Source organism: Ramlibacter humi, from assembly GCF_004681975.1.
Classification (GTDB): Bacteria; Pseudomonadota; Gammaproteobacteria; order Burkholderiales; family Burkholderiaceae_C; genus Ramlibacter; species Ramlibacter humi.
Genome location: NZ_SMLK01000005.1, coordinates 177,157 through 195,084 on the forward strand (window position 1 = coordinate 177,157; position 17,928 = coordinate 195,084).

General features: G+C 66.8%; 19 protein-coding genes. 10 read left to right on the forward strand and 9 right to left on the reverse strand.

Translation table 11 applies throughout. The features are described 5' to 3' along the window. Window positions 1-408: 408 nt before the first annotated feature. Window positions 409-798: a hypothetical protein gene (locus EZ216_RS15685; RefSeq protein ID WP_135250723.1), complete on the reverse strand. Its 390-nt coding sequence runs from the start codon at window positions 796-798 to the stop codon at window positions 409-411. A 380-nt stretch (window positions 799-1,178) separates the two neighbouring features. On the opposite strand from EZ216_RS15685, the gene EZ216_RS22075 reads away from it, so the two are divergent. The 7 genes from EZ216_RS22075 (at window position 1,179) to lysA (ending at window position 6,182) form a co-directional block, all read left to right on the forward strand. Then, the gene (locus tag EZ216_RS22075; RefSeq protein WP_135250724.1) at window positions 1,179-1,481 is read left to right on the forward strand and encodes a DUF2523 family protein; all 303 of its coding nucleotides are present in this window, start codon (window positions 1,179-1,181) and stop codon (window positions 1,479-1,481) included. A gap of 3 nt (window positions 1,482-1,484) precedes the next feature. After that, window positions 1,485-2,561: a zonular occludens toxin domain-containing protein gene (locus EZ216_RS15695; protein WP_135250725.1), complete on the forward strand. Its 1,077-nt coding sequence runs from the start codon at window positions 1,485-1,487 to the stop codon at window positions 2,559-2,561. Between the two features lie 129 nt (window positions 2,562-2,690). Continuing rightward, window positions 2,691-2,885, forward strand: coding sequence for a hypothetical protein (locus EZ216_RS15700; RefSeq protein ID WP_135250726.1), 195 nt, complete (start codon window positions 2,691-2,693; stop codon window positions 2,883-2,885). Between the two features lie 246 nt (window positions 2,886-3,131). Beyond that, a complete protein-coding gene (locus EZ216_RS15705) occupies window positions 3,132-4,001 on the forward strand; it encodes a rolling circle replication-associated protein (RefSeq protein WP_135250727.1) in 870 nt (289 codons plus the stop codon). Between the two features lie 19 nt (window positions 4,002-4,020). After that, window positions 4,021-4,614: a recombinase family protein gene (locus EZ216_RS15710; RefSeq protein WP_135250728.1), complete on the forward strand. Its 594-nt coding sequence runs from the start codon at window positions 4,021-4,023 to the stop codon at window positions 4,612-4,614. Window positions 4,615-4,635: 21 nt separating this feature from the next. Next, the gene (lptM, locus tag EZ216_RS15715) at window positions 4,636-4,905 is read left to right on the forward strand and encodes an LPS translocon maturation chaperone LptM (RefSeq protein ID WP_135250729.1); all 270 of its coding nucleotides are present in this window, start codon (window positions 4,636-4,638) and stop codon (window positions 4,903-4,905) included. Window positions 4,906-4,907: 2 nt separating this feature from the next. Beyond that, window positions 4,908-6,182, forward strand: coding sequence for a diaminopimelate decarboxylase (gene lysA, locus EZ216_RS15720; protein WP_135250730.1), 1,275 nt, complete (start codon window positions 4,908-4,910; stop codon window positions 6,180-6,182). Here the strand turns inward: lysA and msrQ are convergent. From msrQ to EZ216_RS15745, 5 genes are all read right to left on the reverse strand, one after another. Beyond that, entirely contained in the window at window positions 6,179-6,835 is a 657-nt protein-coding gene (msrQ, locus tag EZ216_RS15725) for a protein-methionine-sulfoxide reductase heme-binding subunit MsrQ (RefSeq protein ID WP_135250731.1), read from the reverse strand. The genes lysA and msrQ overlap by 4 nt on opposite strands. Further along, window positions 6,835-7,830, reverse strand: coding sequence for a protein-methionine-sulfoxide reductase catalytic subunit MsrP (gene msrP / locus EZ216_RS15730; RefSeq protein WP_135250732.1), 996 nt, complete (start codon window positions 7,828-7,830; stop codon window positions 6,835-6,837). Before msrP ends, msrQ begins: the two co-directional genes overlap by 1 nt. A gap of 76 nt (window positions 7,831-7,906) precedes the next feature. Further along, window positions 7,907-9,226, reverse strand: a complete 1,320-nt coding sequence (gene ccsB / locus EZ216_RS15735) for a c-type cytochrome biogenesis protein CcsB (protein ID WP_135250733.1) — start codon at window positions 9,224-9,226, stop codon at window positions 7,907-7,909. Then, entirely contained in the window at window positions 9,223-11,337 is a 2,115-nt protein-coding gene (locus EZ216_RS15740) for a cytochrome c biogenesis protein ResB (protein ID WP_135250734.1), read from the reverse strand. Before EZ216_RS15740 ends, ccsB begins: the two co-directional genes overlap by 4 nt. A gap of 99 nt (window positions 11,338-11,436) precedes the next feature. After that, complete coding sequence (locus EZ216_RS15745; protein ID WP_135250735.1) at window positions 11,437-12,108, reverse strand: c-type cytochrome; 672 nt, start codon at window positions 12,106-12,108, stop codon at window positions 11,437-11,439. A gap of 90 nt (window positions 12,109-12,198) precedes the next feature. Between EZ216_RS15745 and yihA the strand changes: the two genes are divergently transcribed. After that, window positions 12,199-12,855 carry a ribosome biogenesis GTP-binding protein YihA/YsxC gene (yihA, locus tag EZ216_RS15750; protein WP_135250736.1) on the forward strand — a complete coding sequence of 219 codons (657 nt, stop codon included), beginning with the start codon at window positions 12,199-12,201 and terminating at the stop codon, window positions 12,853-12,855. After that, window positions 12,852-13,769 carry an alpha/beta fold hydrolase gene (locus EZ216_RS15755; RefSeq protein ID WP_135250737.1) on the forward strand — a complete coding sequence of 306 codons (918 nt, stop codon included), beginning with the start codon at window positions 12,852-12,854 and terminating at the stop codon, window positions 13,767-13,769. The genes yihA and EZ216_RS15755 overlap by 4 nt, the downstream gene beginning before the upstream one ends. Here EZ216_RS15755 and EZ216_RS15760 read toward each other — a convergent pair. Then, entirely contained in the window at window positions 13,763-14,629 is an 867-nt protein-coding gene (locus EZ216_RS15760; RefSeq protein WP_135250738.1) for an LpxL/LpxP family acyltransferase, read from the reverse strand. The two genes, EZ216_RS15755 and EZ216_RS15760, sit on opposite strands and share 7 nt — an antisense overlap. Next, complete coding sequence (locus EZ216_RS15765; RefSeq protein WP_135250739.1) at window positions 14,626-15,447, reverse strand: lysophospholipid acyltransferase family protein; 822 nt, start codon at window positions 15,445-15,447, stop codon at window positions 14,626-14,628. The genes EZ216_RS15760 and EZ216_RS15765 overlap by 4 nt, the downstream gene beginning before the upstream one ends. 141 nt (window positions 15,448-15,588) lie before the next feature. Here EZ216_RS15765 and metK point away from each other — a divergent pair, with 141 nt between their 5' ends. Then, window positions 15,589-16,773, forward strand: coding sequence for a methionine adenosyltransferase (metK, locus tag EZ216_RS15770; RefSeq protein ID WP_135250740.1), 1,185 nt, complete (start codon window positions 15,589-15,591; stop codon window positions 16,771-16,773). Window positions 16,774-16,819: 46 nt separating this feature from the next. On the opposite strand, the gene EZ216_RS15775 is transcribed toward metK, so the two are convergent. Continuing rightward, on the reverse strand, window positions 16,820-17,698 hold the full coding sequence (locus EZ216_RS15775; RefSeq protein WP_135250741.1) for a hypothetical protein: 879 nt from the start codon (window positions 17,696-17,698) through the stop codon (window positions 16,820-16,822). Window positions 17,699-17,928 lie beyond the last annotated feature (230 nt).

Below are 17,928 nucleotides of genomic sequence, written 5' to 3' on the forward strand. Positions count from 1 at the left end.
GGGCTGGTACTGCTCTGGCTCCGGTAACGGGTACACCGGCGTGTTCAGCAACATTGGTGCGTACGGGCAGTGTCCGTCTGGGATGACGTACAGCAACCTGTCCGACATGTGCACTTCGGGGTCGGCGTCCTGCCCGGCCAATTCGACGTTGAGTGGGACAACTTGCACGTGCAACACCGGCTTCACCGAGACGAACGGTGCGTGTGTTTCCACGCAGCCGGGTGCATGTGGTCCGTTTAAGGGGCAGACGTTTTGGCTTGCCGGGGATGGCGCGACGTCTATTGGCGCGACTGTGTGCATGCCTGAGGGCTGTGAGGGCACGACCGCGGGTGTCATCGTGGGCTACAAGGATGGTGTCGCGTCTAAGTGGGAGGGGAACGTCACTTATACGGGTAACACGTGCGTCTATCAGTCGGCTGCGGCTAAGGCCGCTCCGTCGCCCTGCCCTCCCGGACAGTCTCCAGGCGATATCAACGGGGTTTCGGTTTGCAAGCCTCGTTCAGAGGACACGCCTGTGACGACCACGAAGTCGTCTACGACAACCGGCACGACGACGACCGTAACCCCGTCTGGGCCGACGACGACCACGACGACCACCACGACTACGGAGAGTTCGTCCACGTCCGGGGGTTCAACCACCACTACCCGCACTACCTCCACGACTGCCAACGGCACGACTACTACGGCCACCACAACGAGTACGGTTCCGAAGGATGTGTTCTGCTCGCAGAATCCGAAAGATCCGGCTTGCGAGCTGGCGAAGTCGTCCTTCGGGGGGTCCTGCTCGTCGGGTTTCACGTGCTCGGGTGATGCAGCCACGTGTGCGATTGCGCGCGCCAGTTGGGAGGAGCGGTGCCTTGTAGGCGATGCGCTCAAGGTCGAGACTTCGTCGACGGCGTACCAGAAGGGCTCGGCTGCTGGTAACGGTGATGGCAGTGATCCCGCTGATCATCCTCGTTTCCATAAGACGACCATCGGTATTGACGTGATGATCGACAAGACGAATCCGTACAGCAGCAGTTGCCCTGGGGACTACAGCATGGGCATGGGTCCGCTTGGGTCGGTGTTGGTGCCTCTCTCGTCGGCTTGCAGCGGTTTGCAGTTGATGGGGAACTTGTTGGTTGGTCTGACGCTGCTTGTTTCCGCGTTGTGGGTTGTGAAGGGAACGGGGGGTTGAAATGCCAGCGTTGTTTTTGTTGTTCCTCGGGTATTTGGTGCAGGCAGTTGGCACCATCGTTGGCCGCGTCTTGATCTCTCTCCTAATCGGCTACGTCGCTTATCAGGGAATCGACACGTTGGTTGGGTCATCCAAGGCCCAGCTGCTCTCTGCTATCAGCGCTCAGGCACCGCTTGCCGTTGCGCTTGCTGGTGTTTTGCAGGTCGGTACGTGCATCAACATTCTGTGTAGCGCTGCGGTCGCTCGTCTTACCGTTGCAGGTCTCACGAACGGCGCTATTACGCGCATGGTGACTAAGGGCTAAGCCGTGGCGATCTATCTGTACACGGGTGCTCCTGGCAACGGTAAGACGTTGTTGCTGTTGTGGGACGTTGAGCGCCGTCGTCAGGCTGAGAACCGCCAGGTGTTCTACAGCGGCATCCGCGATTTGCTGCTGCCTTGGCAGATGTTCGGTGACGAGATTGACCCGCAAAAGCCGTGGGAGACGGATGCCTCGAAGTGGTATGAGCTGCCTGTCGGCTCGATCATCGTCATTGACGAGGCTCAGCGGCTTTACCGCACGCGCTCCATGGGAAGCGCCGTGCCGCCCTACGTCGCTGCTTTGGAGACGCACCGGCACAAGGGCTATGACATTTACTTGGTCACGCAGCATCCGATGCTGGTGGATACCAACGTGCGCAAGCTGGTGGAGACCCACCGGCATCTCATGCGGAAGTTCGGCTCGAAGTGGGCCACCATTCACGAGTGGAAGGGTGTCAAAGAGAACTGCGACAAGACGCGGAAGGACAGCCAAGAGACCGAGTTTGTTTACCCCAAAGAGGTCTTCACTTGGTACAAGTCGGCAGAGGTGCATACGCACAAGATGCGGGTCCCGAGGAAGGTTCTGCTCCTCGCCGCGATGCCGTTTGTTCTTGCTGGTGCAGCGTGGTTGGCCTGGACGAAGATCGCGGCAGTGTCAGGGGCTAAACCTGTGGTAGCTGCGACTGCAGGTGGCGTCTCTAACGGTGCGGTGTCTGTCGCTGGTAGCTCCGGTGTCTTGCCGTTGTCCCGTGAGGCGTACGCAGCGGCCTTCCAGCCGCGCTTTGACGGCCTTCCCTACTCTGCCCCTCGGTACGACACGATCACGCGCCCTACGCGGGCTCCTGTTCCGGTTGGGTGTGTGTTGTACGGTGGTGATGGCAAAGGTTCGTTCTGTATCACGCAGCAGGGTACGAAGTTCAGTCCGCCGCTTGTGACGATTAGGGACTACATCGCCAAGGGCGGCTTGTTTCTCGACTTTGAGCCGGAGGCGGTTGCTAAGGGCGGCGGTCAGTCTGGTGGTCAGTCTGGTGGTCAGGCGCAGCGCCCTGCAGCTGCAGCGGCACCCGGTGCTACTCCTTCCTGAAGATAGACCGGGGGCCCCAAGTGAGCGGATAGCTCACGGCTGCCGCAGGCAGTGGGGGCTGGGGTGTCGGGGCCGCAGGGCCCTGACAGTGGGCCGTATCGTTACTCGTGCCGGTCGATGAGGGAACTGATGGCGACGTTCGTTAATTTCTGCTTGGTCATGGCTTCGTTCAATCTCACGCTCTGCGTTCTGCGGGATGCGCGCCGTGAGTGGTTGCGGCGCAGGCAGGCCGACCGTGAGCCGAATTCGAAGGACTGGTCGCAGCTGCGCGTCGGCCCGGAGCGGAGCGGCTTGCCGCCCGTCCGGGCCGCGAAGCGGCCCTAGATTTATCCCTAGGACACTTTGGAACAGGAAGGTTTGATGGTCCCGCAGATTCTTGAAATGGGCTTCTGGGAAGTTTTCGGCATGACTGCGGTCTTGGCCGTGATCCTTGGTGCTGGCGTGTCGTGCTTGCACCGTCTACTTTGGGGCGTGTGGCCTTGGCGTGACCGCGGCTGAAAAAGTTGGGCCCCGCGTGGACGGCAATCCACCGGGGCCCTGAATCGTAGGGTTAAAGGGAAGGAACCTACAGTGCTGAAAATTGTAGACAGGTTCGGTGAACCTGTGGTGCTCGTCGGAACCGCGACGGACAAGTATCGCGTGCGGGCACATGACTTGGGTAACGGGCACCTTGAAGTGTCGGCATCGAGGGTCATTCGCTGGGAAGAGGCGGACTGGTCGCCGGAGTACCTACAGGACGTCCGCGAGTGCATCTCCAAGGCGCACGAGGAGGCGGACCCGGAGGAGGTCCGGGCAAAGAACCTCGCTAGGGCCTCCAGGCGGGCCCGTACGCGCATCAGGCGGCTTTGCAAGGCCATGGGTGCGGACACCCTGCTTACGCTCACGTACAGGGCCGAGCAGCGCGATTTGGCGCTGGCCAAGAGGCACACCAAAGAGTTCGTGCGCCGCGTGGCCCGCGTGCATCCGGGCTTCGCTTGCGTGGTCGGCTTCGAGGAGCAGCAGCGGAAGACGTGGCACATGCACTTCGCGGTTGCTGGCATTCCCCCCTACTACGTGCACAAGGGCTGTGTCGTGCGCTCGTATGACCTGCTTCGCTCGATCTGGCGCAGCGTGGTTGGCGACTTGAGCGGCAACGTTGATGTGGCCCGGCGTCGGCGGCATCGCGACAAGAGTGGTGCCCGTATCGCGGGCTACATCTCCAAGTACATCACTAAGGCCTTCGCCGAGGGTGAGAAGTGGTCCAACCGGTGGACCCACTACGGCGCGTGTGACGTGCCGGTGCCGGTCGATCTGGGCGAGGTCAGCAACCTCGCTGATGCATTGTCTGATGCATTCGCACTAGTTGAAGAGTGGCAGCAGGTCGCCACCTTCCGGCTGGATCGCTGGAAGGAATGGGCGTTCTTAGCTGTGGAGCGGCCGCCGAGCCGTCGAAGTCGTTAGCAGGGAGTGGTAGGGAAGGATGGCGTACGTTGGGTATGCACGTGTCTCCACTGTGGATCAGGAGACGCGTTTACAGCGCGATGCGTTGGCCCGCGCAGGGGTCGTGCGCGTGCACGAGGAAAAGGCGAGTGCGGTCGCAAGGCGGCCTGAGCTTGAGCGCTGTCTCTTGTCACTGCGCCGCGGCGACACCTTGGTCGTGTGGAAGCTCGATAGGCTTGCTCGTAGCCTCCGGGATTTGCTCACGCTGCTGGAGCGGTTGCACTCGGTAGGCGCGGGCATCAGGAGCCTCACTGAACCGATTGACACTGGTTCACCGGCAGGTGTGTTGATGCTCCAGGTATTGGGTGCTGTGGCTCAGTTCGAGCGCACCATCATTCGGGAGAGGGTGGTGGCTGGCCAACGTGCGGCGCGTGCCCGTGGGCAACGTTGGGGCCGTCCTCGGGCGTTGGCGGCGGAAGTCGAAGAGGAGATTGTGTGGAAGTACGTGCTGGGCGATGGTGCCTACACTCACCAATCACTTGCGCGTGAGCATCGGACGAGCCATCAGGTCGTCCGTGCCGCGATTTATCGTGTGACCAGACCGGATGCGCCGTACCTGACGCGGCGACGCTGAGTGAAAAAGTACAATTTTGCGATGCTGAACGTCGTGCAAATTCTATGCAGCGGCCCATGGCCCCGCGCGCTGTGCGGTGCCGCCGCGCTCGCGCTGCTGGGCGCCTGCGGCCAGCGCGGGCCGCTCTACCTGCCCAAAGAACCGGCCGCGGCCAACCGCGCCACGCTGCCGCAGGTGCTGATGCCGGGCACGCCGACGCAGCCCGCCCAACGCCCCATTCCCGGCGCATCGCAACCCGCCCCCGGCGGCACGGGCACCGGCACGGCTGACCCGACACGCGCCAACCAATGAGCATGACCCAGACCACTCCCGGCCACCCGTTCTTCGCCTGGAAGGACGGGCAGCTTCACGCCGAATCGCTGCGCGTGGAAGACCTCGCGCGCGAGCACGGCACGCCGCTGTTCGTTTACTCCAAGGCCGCGATGCTCGCCGCGCTGGGCGCCTACCAGCGCGGCTTCGCCGGCCGCCGCGCCAGGGTCTGCTACGCGATGAAGGCCAACTCCTCGCTGGCCATCCTGCAGCTGTTCAAGGAAGCCGGCTGCGGCTTCGACATCGTCTCCGGCGGCGAGCTCGAGCGCGTGCTGGCCGTCGGCGGCAAGCCGGCGGACGTCATCTTCTCCGGCGTCGGCAAGACCCGCGCCGAGATGGCGCGCGCGCTGGAAGCCGGCATCGGCTGCTTCAACGTGGAAAGCGAAGCCGAGCTGGAAGTGCTCAGCGAAGTGGCCGCCGCCCATGGGCGCAAGGCGCCGGTGAGCATCCGCGTCAATCCCAACGTGGACGCCAAGACGCATCCGTACATCTCCACCGGCCTGAAGGGCAACAAGTTCGGCATCGCGCACGAGCGCACGCTCGCGGCCTACCGCCGCGCCGCGGAACTGCCGGGCCTGCAGGTCGTGGGCATCGACTGCCACATCGGCTCGCAGATCACCGACAGCAGCCCCTACCTGGACGCGATGGACCGAGTGCTCGACCTGGTGGAAGCGGTGGAAAAGGCGGGCATCCCGCTGCGCCACATCGACTTCGGCGGCGGCCTGGGCATCGACTACCAGGGCGTGCTGCCGCCCGCGGCCGATCAGCTGTGGGCACAACTGTTGCGCAAGCTGGACGAGCGCGGCTTCGGCCAGCGGGAGCTGATGATCGAGCCGGGCCGCTCGCTCGTCGGCAACGCGGCCATCTGCGTGACCGAGGTGCTGTACCTCAAGCCCGGCGAGCAGAAGAACTTCTGCATCGTCGACGCGGCCATGAACGACCTACCGCGTCCCGCGATGTACGAGGCGTACCACGGCATCCTGCCGGTGCGTCGGCGTGAGGGCGCCGGGACCGCTTACGACGTCGTGGGCCCGGTATGCGAAAGCGGCGACTGGATCGGCCGCAACCGCGAACTGGATGTCGTGCAAGGCGACCTGCTGGCGATCATGTCCGCCGGCGCGTACTGCATGAGCATGTCCAGCAACTACAACACGCGCCCGCGCGCGGCCGAAGTGCTGGTGGACGGCGGCAAGGCGCACCTGATCCGCGAACGCGAACCGGTGGCCGACCTGATGCGCGGCGAACGCCTGGTCCGCTAGGCGCGCTGCGCACCCTGCGGCACGCGGCCCGGCCTGCGTAGCCGGTGCCACACGCGCCAGCCCAGCAGCACGGCCAGGATGGCGGCATATACCGCCACTTCGGCGAAGTTGTGCTTGCCGGCGCGCATCCAGAAGAAGTGCAGGATGCCCAGCACCGCCACCGCGTAGATGGCGCGGTGCAACGCCTGCCAGCGCGGCGCACCCAGCGCACGGATGGCGCGGTTGAACGACGTGGCCGCCAGCGGGGTCATCAGCAGGAAGGCCGCGAAGCCGACCAGGATGAACGGCCGCTTGGCGATGTCCTTGGCGATGTCGCCGAAGTCCAGCCCCATGTCGAACCAGCTGTACGCCACCAGGTGCAGCGCCACGTAGAAGAACGTGAAGAGCCCGAGCATGCGCCGGAACCGCGCCAGCGCAGGCTGCTTCAGCACCGTGCGCACCGGCGTCACCGCCAGCGTCAGGCACAGGAAGCGCAGCGTCCAGTCGCCCAGCGAGCGGATCAGGTGCTCCGCCGGGTTCGCTCCCAGCTTGTCCGCGATGGCGCCGTACAGCAACCAGGCGAAAGGCAGCAGCGACAGGGTGAACAGCAGCGGCTTGGCCGCCGGGTGCAGCCAGAGCGGGCGCCGCACCCGGCGCGCGGCGGTGGTGACCATCAGTAGTTCTTCTTCAGGTCCATGCCGGCGTACAGCTGCCCGACCTGCTGCTCGTAGCCGTTGAACATCAGCGTCTTGCGCTTCTTGGCGAACAGGCCGTCCTCACCGATGCGGCGTTCGGTGGCCTGCGACCAGCGCGGGTGATCGACGTTCGGGTTCACGTTGGAATAGAAGCCGTACTCGTTGGCGGCGGCCTTGTTCCATGCGGTGGGCGGCTCTTTCTCCGTGAAGCGGATCTTCACGATGCTCTTGGCGCTCTTGAAGCCGTACTTCCACGGCACGACGATGCGCACCGGCGCGCCGTTCTGGTTGGGCAGCACCTCGCCGTACATGCCGAACGACAGCAGCGTCAGCGGGTGCATGGCCTCGTCCATGCGCAGGCCTTCCACGTACGGCCAGTCCAGCACGCGCGAGCCGACGAAGGGCATGGTCTTCGGGTCGGCCAGCGTCACGAACTCGACGAACTTCGCGTTGCCCAGCGGCTCCACCTTGTTGATCAGCGCCGACAGCGAATAACCTTCCCACGGGATCACCATGGACCAGCCTTCCACGCAGCGCAGGCGGTAGATGCGCTCTTCCATCGGCGCCAGCTTCAGCAGGTCGTCGATGGCGAACTTGCCGGGTTTCTTCACCAGGCCTTCCACTTCCACCACCCACGGGCGCGTCTTCAGCGTGTGGGCGTTCTGCGCCGGGTCGGACTTGTCGGTGCCGAACTCGTAGAAGTTGTTGTAGCTGGTCGCGTCCTTGTACTCGGTGACCTTCTCCATCGTGGCGGCGCCGGCCACCGCCGACTTGGCGCCCGGCAGCGCGGCCAGCTTGCCGGGCCGCTGCACCTGCGCGATCGCCTCGCGCGAAGCCCATGAAGCGAGCGCCGCGCCCGCCACGCCGCCGGCCATCAGCTTGAGCAGCTGCCGGCGCTCGCGGTACGCCGCTTCCGGCGTGATCTCGCTGGCGATGGAATGGATGAAGCCTTCTCGTCCGGTCTTGATCAGCATGGCGCTCCTCTTTCGAAGTGGTCCCCAATGGCGGCTACGCGGCCGGCCCCCTCACGGATTCAGAAAGCTTTCGCGATCACAAGGTTCCGTAACTGTGCAGGCCGGACAGGAACATGTTCACGCCCAGGAAGGCGAAGGTGGTGACGGCCAGCCCCACCAGCGCCCACCAGGCGCTGACGGTGCCGCGCAGGCCCTTCATCAGCCGCATGTGCAGCCAGGCCGCATAGTTCAGCCAGACGATCAGCGCCCAGGTTTCCTTGGGGTCCCAGCTCCAGTAGCCGCCCCAGGCCTCCGCGGCCCACAGCGCGCCCAGCACGGTGGCGATGGTGAAGAAGGCGAACCCGACCGCGATGGACTTGTACATGACGTCGTCCAGCACCTCCAGCGCGGGCAGGCGTTCCGCGATGCGGCGGCGCCCCCAGAGGATGCCGCCGACGATCATCGCGGCGATGCCGAAGTACACCGCCCAGTAGCTGCCGCCGCCTTCCACGGTCTTGCGGAACACCACCGGCTCGAAGCACAGCACCACGCCCAGCATCCACAGCGGCGCCAGCTTCCACCAGTGCGTCTCGGTGGCCTGCTGCTTGATCAGGTAGGCGAAAGCCACCATCGCCGACAGCGCGAAGGTGCCGTAGCCGATGAAGTTGGCCGGCACGTGCAGCTTCATCCACCAGCTCTTGAGGGCGGGCACCAGCGGCTGGATTTCTTGCGCTTCGCGCACCACCGTGTACCAGAGCAGGAAGCCGACCGCGGCACTCACCACCAGCAGCACGAACGCGCCCAGCGCGCGCGTGCCGTAGTGGGCTTCGAAGTACAGGTAGAACAGCGCCGTGAGCCAGCAGAACAGCACGAACACTTCGTACAGGTTGCTGACCGGGATGTGGCCGATGTCCGCGCCGATCAGGTAGCTCTCGTACCAGCGCACCATGGTGCCCACCAGCGCGAGCGTCACGGCCACCCAGGCCAGGCGCGAACCGATGCGCTCCATCGTGTCGGCCTGCGCGCGCGACACCATGCCCAGCCAGAAAAAGGCGGTGCTCATGAAGAACAGCACGCTCATCCAGAGGATGGCCGACTGGCTGGACAGGAAGTACTTGAGCCAGAACACGTTGTCGGCACGCGCCAGGTCGCCCTGGTACGAGAAGATGCCCAGCAGCGACAGGCCCGCCACGGCGGCCATCAGCCCCTGCAGCGGGCGCCAGAACCAGCCCAGCCAGATGGCGGCCGGCATGGCGCCGATGAGGATGCCTTTCTCGTACACGTCCATGTACGCGCCGTAGCGGTTGAAAGCGAACAGGCCGCCGCCGGCGACGAACAGCGCGAACACCCAATCGAGCAGCCGCCGCCGGGAGAAAAAGCCTTCGTGGAGGGTGATGGTCTGTGTGGCGGTGTTCATGGCGCGTTCAGCAGTTGTTGGCGCAGGCGGTCGAATTCACGGTCGGTTTCCAGCGTCTGGCGGTTGCTCGACAGGGCCATGGTGGCCCGGCTGCCGGCCTGCGCCGGCGCGAGCCACACCCACAGGCGGCGCTCCCGGACATAGAGCATCGCAAAAACACCGGCGATCAGCAAAGCGCAGCCCAGATACACGATGTAGTGACCGGGGGAACGCGTGACCTGGAACACGCTGGCCTGCACCTGCTGAAAATCCTTGAGCTCGAAAGCCATCGGCGCAGGGTACAGGGCGACGTCGCCCAGCGCGAGCACCGCTTGAGCCATGAAGGCCTGCGTGCGCTCCCCCTGCTCCATAGGCGCCAGGCCGGCCTGCTGCCGCGCCATCTGATTCAGCTCGAACAGCACGCCACCCAGGATGCGCACCACGACCTCGCCGGCGCGGCTGCGCTCGGCTTCGGGCACGCGCGCCTCCAGGTAGTCGGACACCGCCGCCAGGCCCGCGCCCTTGCCGCCCGCCGCGGGGTCGCCCGCGAACAGCGCCAGCGCCTGGCCCGCGGAGGCAGCGAGCTGCTCGGTCACCTGCGGCTTGCTGGCGTCGGTGGCGCTGCGCGAATAGCGGCGCACGGCTTCGGCCCGCATCGCCGGATCGTCCAGCGCGGCGCGCAGGCGCAGGAAGCCGTCCAGGCTGCCCTGCTCGTCCGCGGGCACGCGCAGGTAGCGGAAGTTGTCCGCCGGCGTCTCGCGCATGCCCAGCAGGAACAGCGGCACGCCCTCGCCCAGGTCGATGGGCAGCATGTAGTTGTGGAATTCGCGCGCCTGGCCGGCCGCATCGCGCAGCTTGTAGGTGATGGAAGGGCCGACGTTGCGCAGCTCCTTTTTGGTCACCGTCTTGTTGGCCGCGCCCAGGCGCTCGCCGATCGACTCGCGCAGGTCCACCTTGCGCGGGTCGGCGCCGCTGCGGCTGCCGTCGGCCAGGTTTTCCACGTTGATCACGCGCAGCGCGGTGAATTCCAGCGTGAGCTTGTCGCTCTGCGACGTGCCGCGCGCCAGCTGCGTGCTGCCGCCGATGTTGCCCTGCACTTCGAAGCGCGGCGCCCGGCCGTCCAGCGGCACCGCCTGCAGCTTCACGTGGGAGCCGCCGTCGTCGAAGCTGGACTGGTAGATCTCCACGCCGCGCCAGCGGGCCGGGTGATTCACCTCCACGCGCGCCGGGACCGCTTCGCCCGTCTCGCGGTCGTGGATGACGATGTCGCTGGCGAACAGCTTGGGCATGCCCGTCGAGTAGTGCTCGACGATGAACTTCTTCAGCTCGATGGTGAACGGCAGCTCCTGCAGCAGGATGCCGTCGGATTGCGACAGGATGGCGGTGCCGGCCTGGGTGCCTTCGGCCACCAGCAGGTTGCCGCGGAACGTGGGGTTGGTGGGCGCCAGGCGGTGCTGCGCTGGCACGTCGGCGATCATGCCGCCGCCGGTGTACGGCGTCTTGCCGCCGAACAGCATCTGCGCGCGCACGATCAGGTCGCCATCCAGCAGGCCGCCCAGGCACACCAGCACGATGGCGCTGTGCGCGGCGATGTAGCCGATCTTGTTCACCGCGCCCGCCTTGGCGGCGATCATCCAGCCGTCGCCCTGTGGCGTGGCGCGCTGCTGCAGCCGCACCTTCCAGCCCGCGCGCGACAGCGCCTGGCCCAGGTTGCGGGCAGCCGCCTCGGGCGCATCGGCCAGTTCGCCCTGCGCCTTGTGGTGGAAGGCCTGCAGGCTCTGCTCGCGCAGGTGCTCCTTGTAGCCGCGCAGGTCGGCCAGGATCTTGGGCGTGTTGCGCGCGATGCAGAGCGACGTGCTGGTGACCAGGAAGGCCAGGATCAGCAGGAACCACCAGGCGCTGTACACCGCGTTGAGCTTGAGCGACAGGAACAGCTGGGCCCAGAACGGGCCGAACTGGTTGACGTAGTTGGCCGCCGGTTCCTGCTGGCGCAGGATGGTGCCGATCACCGACGCGATGCAGATGACCGTCAGCAGCGAAATCGCGAAGCGCATCGACGACAGCAGCTCCACCGCGGCACGCAGGCGCGGGGAGGGGGTGGCGACGCGCACGCCCTGGATGGAAGCGGTCATTCGTGCGGGGGAGGATGAAAAAGGGCGGGGATCCGTGGGATGCCCGCCCGTTGTAGTGTCCGGCCGGCCCAGGTTGGTTCCCGGCCGGCGCCTTCCTGGTTAACGCAGGCCGGCGATGTAGTCGGCCACCGCCTTGATTTCGCGGTCGTTCAGCTTGGCCGCCACATCGGTCATCTGCGGGCTGTTCTTGCGGCCGCCGTCGCGGAAGGCCACCAGCTGCGCCGCCACGTAGTCGGCGTGCTGGCCCGACAGGCGGGGGTACTGGGCCGGGATGCCAGCGCCGTTGGGGCTGTGGCAGGCCGCGCAGGCGGCGATCTGGCGATCCGGCACGCCGCCGCGGTAGATGCGCTCGCCCGTGGCGACCAGGTCCTTGTCCTTGGCGAAGCCGGGCTTGGCCTTGTTCTTGGTGACGAACGCGGCGATGTTCTTCATGTCCTGGTCGCTCAGTTGCGACGCGAAGCCCTGCATCACCGGGCTCTGGCGCTTGCCGGCCTTGAATTCCTGCAGCTGCTTGACGATGTACTCGGGGTGCTGCTGCGCGAGCTTGGGGTTGGCCGGCACGCCGGAATTGCCGTCGGCGCCGTGGCACGCCGCGCAGACCGCGGTGAAGCGCTTCTCGCCTTCGGCCGCGTCGGGCTTGGCGGCGGCCTGCTGCGCGGCCGGTGCGGCGGCGGGCGCGGAAGCGGCGGGAGCGGCGCCATGCGCCTGCGCAAAGGCCAGGGCGGGTGCGGCCAGGGCGGCGGCGATGAGCAGGGAAGCAAACGACTTCATGTTCTGTCGGAAGGTCAGTTTCTTGGGCGCAAAACCGGCAGATTCTACAATGCGCCTCCCTCGCCGCCCGCCTCCACAGCGCCCTCCCCCATGACCACCCCGCCGGCCGCGCGGGCGGATGCCAAGCAGGCCCTGGCCTGGCTGCACACCGCCCGCTTCCTCACCACCGCGCCCAAGCTGGAGTTCCTGCCCCCGCACGAACACCCGGAGATCGCCTTCGTGGGCCGCTCCAACGCGGGCAAATCCACCTGCATCAACACGCTCACGCAGCAGAAGCGCCTGGCTTTCGCGTCCAAGACGCCGGGGCGCACGCAGAGCATCAACCTGTTCTCCCTGGGCAAGCAGGGCGTGACCGACGCCGTGCTGGCGGACCTCCCCGGCTACGGCTACGCCGCCGTTCCAAAGGCCGACAAGCTGCGCTGGCAGCAGGTGATGGCCAATTACCTGGTGAGCCGGGAGAACCTCACCGGCGTGGTGCTGCTGTGCGATCCACGGCACGGCCTCACCGAACTGGACGAAGTGCTGCTGGAAGTCATCCGGCCGCGTGTCGAGGAAGGGCTGAACTTCCTGGTGCTCCTGACCAAGGCCGACAAGCTGAACCGCAGCGAGCAGGCCAAGGCGCTGTCCATCGCGCGACTGCAATCGGCCGGCGGCGACGTGAAACTGTTCTCCGCCCTGAAGCGGCAAGGCGTGGACGAAACCGCGCAGCTGCTGTGGGACTGGACACATCCCCCGGAGACCGAATGATCCAGCGCTACCTGCAGGACCTGCCGCACGGCATCACCTTGAGCTGCCGCGCCACCGGCGAACGTGGCCGCCCCACGCTGGTGTTCCTGCATGGTTTCCCCGAAGCGGCGTTCGTCTGGGACGAACTGCTGGAACATTTCGCGAAGCCGGAGAACGGCGGCTATCGCTGCGTGGCGCCCAACCTGCGCGGCTTCGAGCGCTCCAGCTCGCCCGCGGACGTCTCCGCGTACCGGGCCAAGCACCTGGTGCAGGACATCGCGGCGCTCATCGCCATCGAAGGCGGCCCGCTCGAATGCCTGGTGGCGCACGACTGGGGCGGCGCGGTGGCCTGGAACATCGCCAACCAGCTGCCGCAGCTGGCGAAGCGGCTGGCCATCGTCAACTCGCCGCACCCCGGCACTTTCCTGCGCGACCTGAAGTCCGACCCGGCGCAGCAGGAAGCCAGCGCCTACATGAACTTCCTGATCCGCCCCGACGCGGAGCAACTGCTGGCGCAGGACGACTACCGGCGGCTCTGGGGCTTCTTCACCGCGGGCAACGAAGCGAAGTGGCTGACCGAACCGGTGAGGCAGCAGTACCGCGAAGTGTGGAACGGCCCGCAGGGCGGTTCCCCCGGCGCCGGCCTCGCCGGCGGCTGCAACTACTACCGCGCCTCGCCGCTGCGCCCGCCGCGGCCCGAAGACCCGGCCGCCGCCAACATCACCATCCCGCACGACATGCTCACGGTGAAGCTGCCGACGCTGGTGCTGTGGGCGATGGAAGACGTCGCGCTGCCGCCGGGGCTGGTCGAAGGGCTGGACGGTTACGTCGACGACCTGACGCTGGAACGCGTGCCCGGCGCCACGCACTGGATCGTGCACGAGCGCCCGGCGTTCGTCGCCGAAAGGCTGGGCGCCTTCCTGCGCCGTCAGTAGACCGGGCCGGCGCCGGCCGGGCGCGTCTTGAAGCGCTTGTGCACCCAGTAGTACTGGTCGGGCATGCCGTCGATGTAGTCCTGCAGCCGCTCGTTCATCAGCGCGGTGTCGGCTTCCAAGTCGTCGGAAGGAAAGTCGCGCCAGGCGGGCAGCACCTGCACTTCGTAGCCGCCGGGCACGATGCGCGTGAGCACCGGCACGACCTTCGCGCGCCCCAGCCGCGCGAACCGCGACAGCGACGGCACGGTCGCTGCCGGCACGCCGTAGAACGGCACGAAGATCGATTCCTCGGGACCGAAGTTCATGTCGGGCAGCAGGCACAGCGGCGTGCCTTCGCGCAGCGCGCTGACCACGGCCTTCACGCCGTCCGTGCGGCGGAACAGCCGCACGTTGCCGAACCGCTGCCGCCCGCGCAGGATCCACTCGTCGACCACGCGGTTGGCCTGGTGCGTGTAGATCGTCATGTACGGCCGCGCGCTGTCCAGCGTCAGCGCGGTCCAGCCCGAGTCCATGCCGACGAAATGCGGCCAGAACACCACCGTGGGTTCCATGCCGTGCAGTTCATCGACCGCCCCGGTCAGCTTCACGCGCCGGCGCACGACATTCGGGTTGCCATGCCAAAGCCAGCTGCGGTCCAGCCACGCCTGCGCGAACGCGATGAACACGCGCGGCACCAGGGCGCGCCGCTCTTCCTCGGTCCACTGCGGGAAGCACAGGTCCAGGTTCACGCGCACGACGTGGCGCCGCCCCGGCACCACCAGGTACAGCAGCCAGCCAAGCGCCTTGCCCAGGCCGCGTACCAGCGGCAGCGGCAGCGGCGCGATCAGCCGCATGAAGACGACGCCGATGCGGCTGATCATGCGGCCCCCTTGCGCGGCTGCTTGTAGCGCGCGTAGCCCCACAGGTATTGCGAAGGGCACTCGCGGATCAGCGCTTCCATCTGCGTGTTCACCGCGGCGGCCGCGGCCTCGGGCTGCGCGGGCATCGTTCCGGGCCAGGCGCGCAGGTGGATGCGAAAGCCCCGGCCCCAGCCCAGGCGCTCGCCCCAGGCCAGCAGCACCTCGGCGCCGGTCTGCGCCGCCAGCCGCGCCGACAGCGTCATGGTGTACGCGGGCTGCCCGAAGAAAGGCGTCCAGACGCCCAGCCCGTCCGGCGGCACCTGGTCGGGCAGCAGCCCGACAGCCTGGCCGGCCTTCAGCGCCTTGAGCATCTGCTTCACGCCCGCCAGCGTGGTCGGGGCCGCGATCAGGTTGGGCCGCAGCCGGGCACGGTCGACCAGCGGGCGCAGCCAGGCCTTCCGTGCGGGCCGGTACAGCACGGTGATCGGGCCGTAGCGGCCCGCGTAGCCTTGCGCGGTCACCTCAAAACAGCCGAGGTGTGGCGTGAGGAAGACGATGCCGTGACCGCGTGCGCGCGCGGCGTCGATCAGTTCCGCGCCCGACCACAGCACGCGCGGCGGCGCGCCGAACCACAGGCGCGGCGTCTCGGCCAGCAGGCGGCCGGCGGCGGCGACCGCGCCGAGCACCTCGCCCAGCCGGTAGCCGGCCTGCCGGGCATTGGCGGCGAAGCGGCGCCGGTAGGCCGGCGAGGCAATGAACGCGATCCAGCCGAGCAGGCCGCCGATGCCGTGCAAAAGCGGCAGCGGCAGCACGGCCAACGCGCGGAAAAGGGTGATCACGATCCGTCTAGAATCGGCTCGGTCGCCGAGTTATGAACTACTTGCAGGGGCGACGCTAAAAAATCCTGCTAAAGCGTTCGCCCAAAAGCTCCGGCCCAAGGCAACGCGCCTTGCAACCGACAAACGCTGGAGTTTATTCAAATGGCGAACGACTTCCTCTTCACTTCCGAGTCCGTGTCCGAAGGGCACCCGGACAAGGTCGCCGACCAGGTCTCCGACGCGATCCTCGACGCCATCTTCAAGCAGGACCCGCGCAGCCGCGTGGCCGCGGAGACGCTGTGCAACACGGGCCTCGTGGTGCTGGCCGGCGAGATCACGACCAACGCCCACGTCGACTACATCCAGGTCGCGCGCGACACCATCAAGCGCATCGGCTACGACAACACCGACTACGGCATCGACTACAAGGGCTGCGCGGTGATGGTCTGCTACGACAAGCAGTCCAACGACATCGCCCAGGGCGTGGACCACGCGTCCGACGACCACCTGAACACCGGCGCCGGCGACCAGGGCCTGATGTTCGGCTATGCCTGCGACGAGACGCCGGTGCTGATGCCCGCGCCGATCTACTACGCGCACCGCCTGGTGGAGCGCCAGGCGCAGCTGCGCAAGGACGGCCGCCTGAAGTTCCTGCGCCCCGACGCCAAGTCGCAGGTCACCATGCGCTACGTCGACGGCAAGCCGCACAGCATCGACACGGTGGTGCTGTCCACGCAGCACGACCCCGACCAGAGCGAGTCGCACACGAAGATGAAGGCCAGCTTCAACGAGGCCATCATCGAGGAGATCATCAAGCCCGTCCTGCCCAAGGAATGGCTGAAGGAAACGCGCTACCTGATCAACCCCACCGGCCGCTTCGTCATCGGCGGCCCGCAGGGTGACTGCGGCCTCACCGGCCGCAAGATCATCGTCGACACCTACGGCGGCGCCTGCCCGCACGGCGGTGGCGCGTTCTCGGGCAAGGATCCGTCGAAGGTGGACCGCTCGGCCGCCTACGCCGCGCGCTACGTCGCCAAGAACATCGTGGCCGCCGGCCTGGCGCGCCAGTGCCAGATCCAGGTGGCGTACGCCATCGGCGTGGCCAGACCGATGAACGTCACCGTGTACACCGAAGGCACGGGCGTCATCCCCGACGACAAGATCGCCGCGCTGGTGAACGAGCACTTCGACCTGCGCCCGAAGGGCATCATCCAGATGCTCGATCTGCTGCGCCCCATCTACGAGAAGACCGCCGCCTACGGCCACTTCGGCCGCGAAGAACCGGAGTTCTCCTGGGAACGCACTGACAAAGCGCAAGCGCTGCGTGCAGCGGCGGGCCTCAAGTAAACGAGGACGTCACCAGTCAAAAGGCCGGCATCCCGCCGGCCTTTTTTCATTCGATCTGCGTCTGCTGCCGCTCGACTTCCTGCCGCTTCATCGCGACGTACGTAGGGCCATCCATCTCGCGCAGTTGCCTCGGATAGCGCTCCGTCGCATTGAACCACGCGCGGATGCGGCGGTCCACCTGCTGCTGCGGCGGCGCCGACAGCGAATCGAGGAAGGCATCGATCGCCAGGTAGTAGCGCATCGCGTTGCGCTCCACCACGCCGCGCACGCCCTGGATGAACTGCGGCTGGCCATTGGCGTCGCGGCCCGTGACGGTGAAGCCGATCTTGTCCGCGCCCGCCGTGCCCAGGTACACCTGCATCGCCGTGCGGCCCGCGAAGCCGAAGCCGTAGGAATAGTTCATCCGCAGGAACGTGCGCTTGCCGCCGTCCAGCGGCACCGCTTCCACCCCGATGCGGTAGTCGCGCGTTCCCACCGGCCCTTCCTTCGCCTGCAGCCGCGTCTCGAAATAGTCGGCCTGCGCCGCGACGTTGCGGAAGGCCAGTTGCAGCTTGGCCGCCTGGTCCACCGGCTGGTCCACCTTGCGCCCGATGCGCACCTGCAGCACCGGCTGGCCGTTGGCCTCGCCCGCGTGGCAGTACTTGGTGTTGAACGGCAGGATCAGGATGTCGCACCACTTGGCCGGATCGCGCAGCGAATTGCTGACCGTCGTGAACGGGTGATCGAGCACCGCATACACGTCGCCGGTCAGCCGGTCGGGTTCCTCGGTGGAATCGATGTGCAGCGCGCGGCCGAAAGCGTTCTGGCGCAGCTGCTCGCGCAGCTCCGCGTGCTTCGCGCGCAGTTCGTTGGCGTCCGCGCGCGCGATGGCGGGCAACGCGAAGGCAGCGAGGCACAGCAGCAAGGCGGGCAGTCGGGTCTTCATGGCGGGCCTTCCGGAGAGCTCTGGACCAACGGTGCGCGCCCCACCGCCGCGCAGGTGTAGGACGCTTCAGCGAAGCCTTGTGCGCGGCGCCGGCCGTACCGCTCTGGTCCTACAGCCGGTCCAAGGATTCGCTGACGGCCCAGTTTCCGCCCCGCCGGAAGATGAACCCGCCCGGGTGCGCGGGCACCGCACGCCCTTCATCACGATCCTCCATCACGACATCCAAGGAG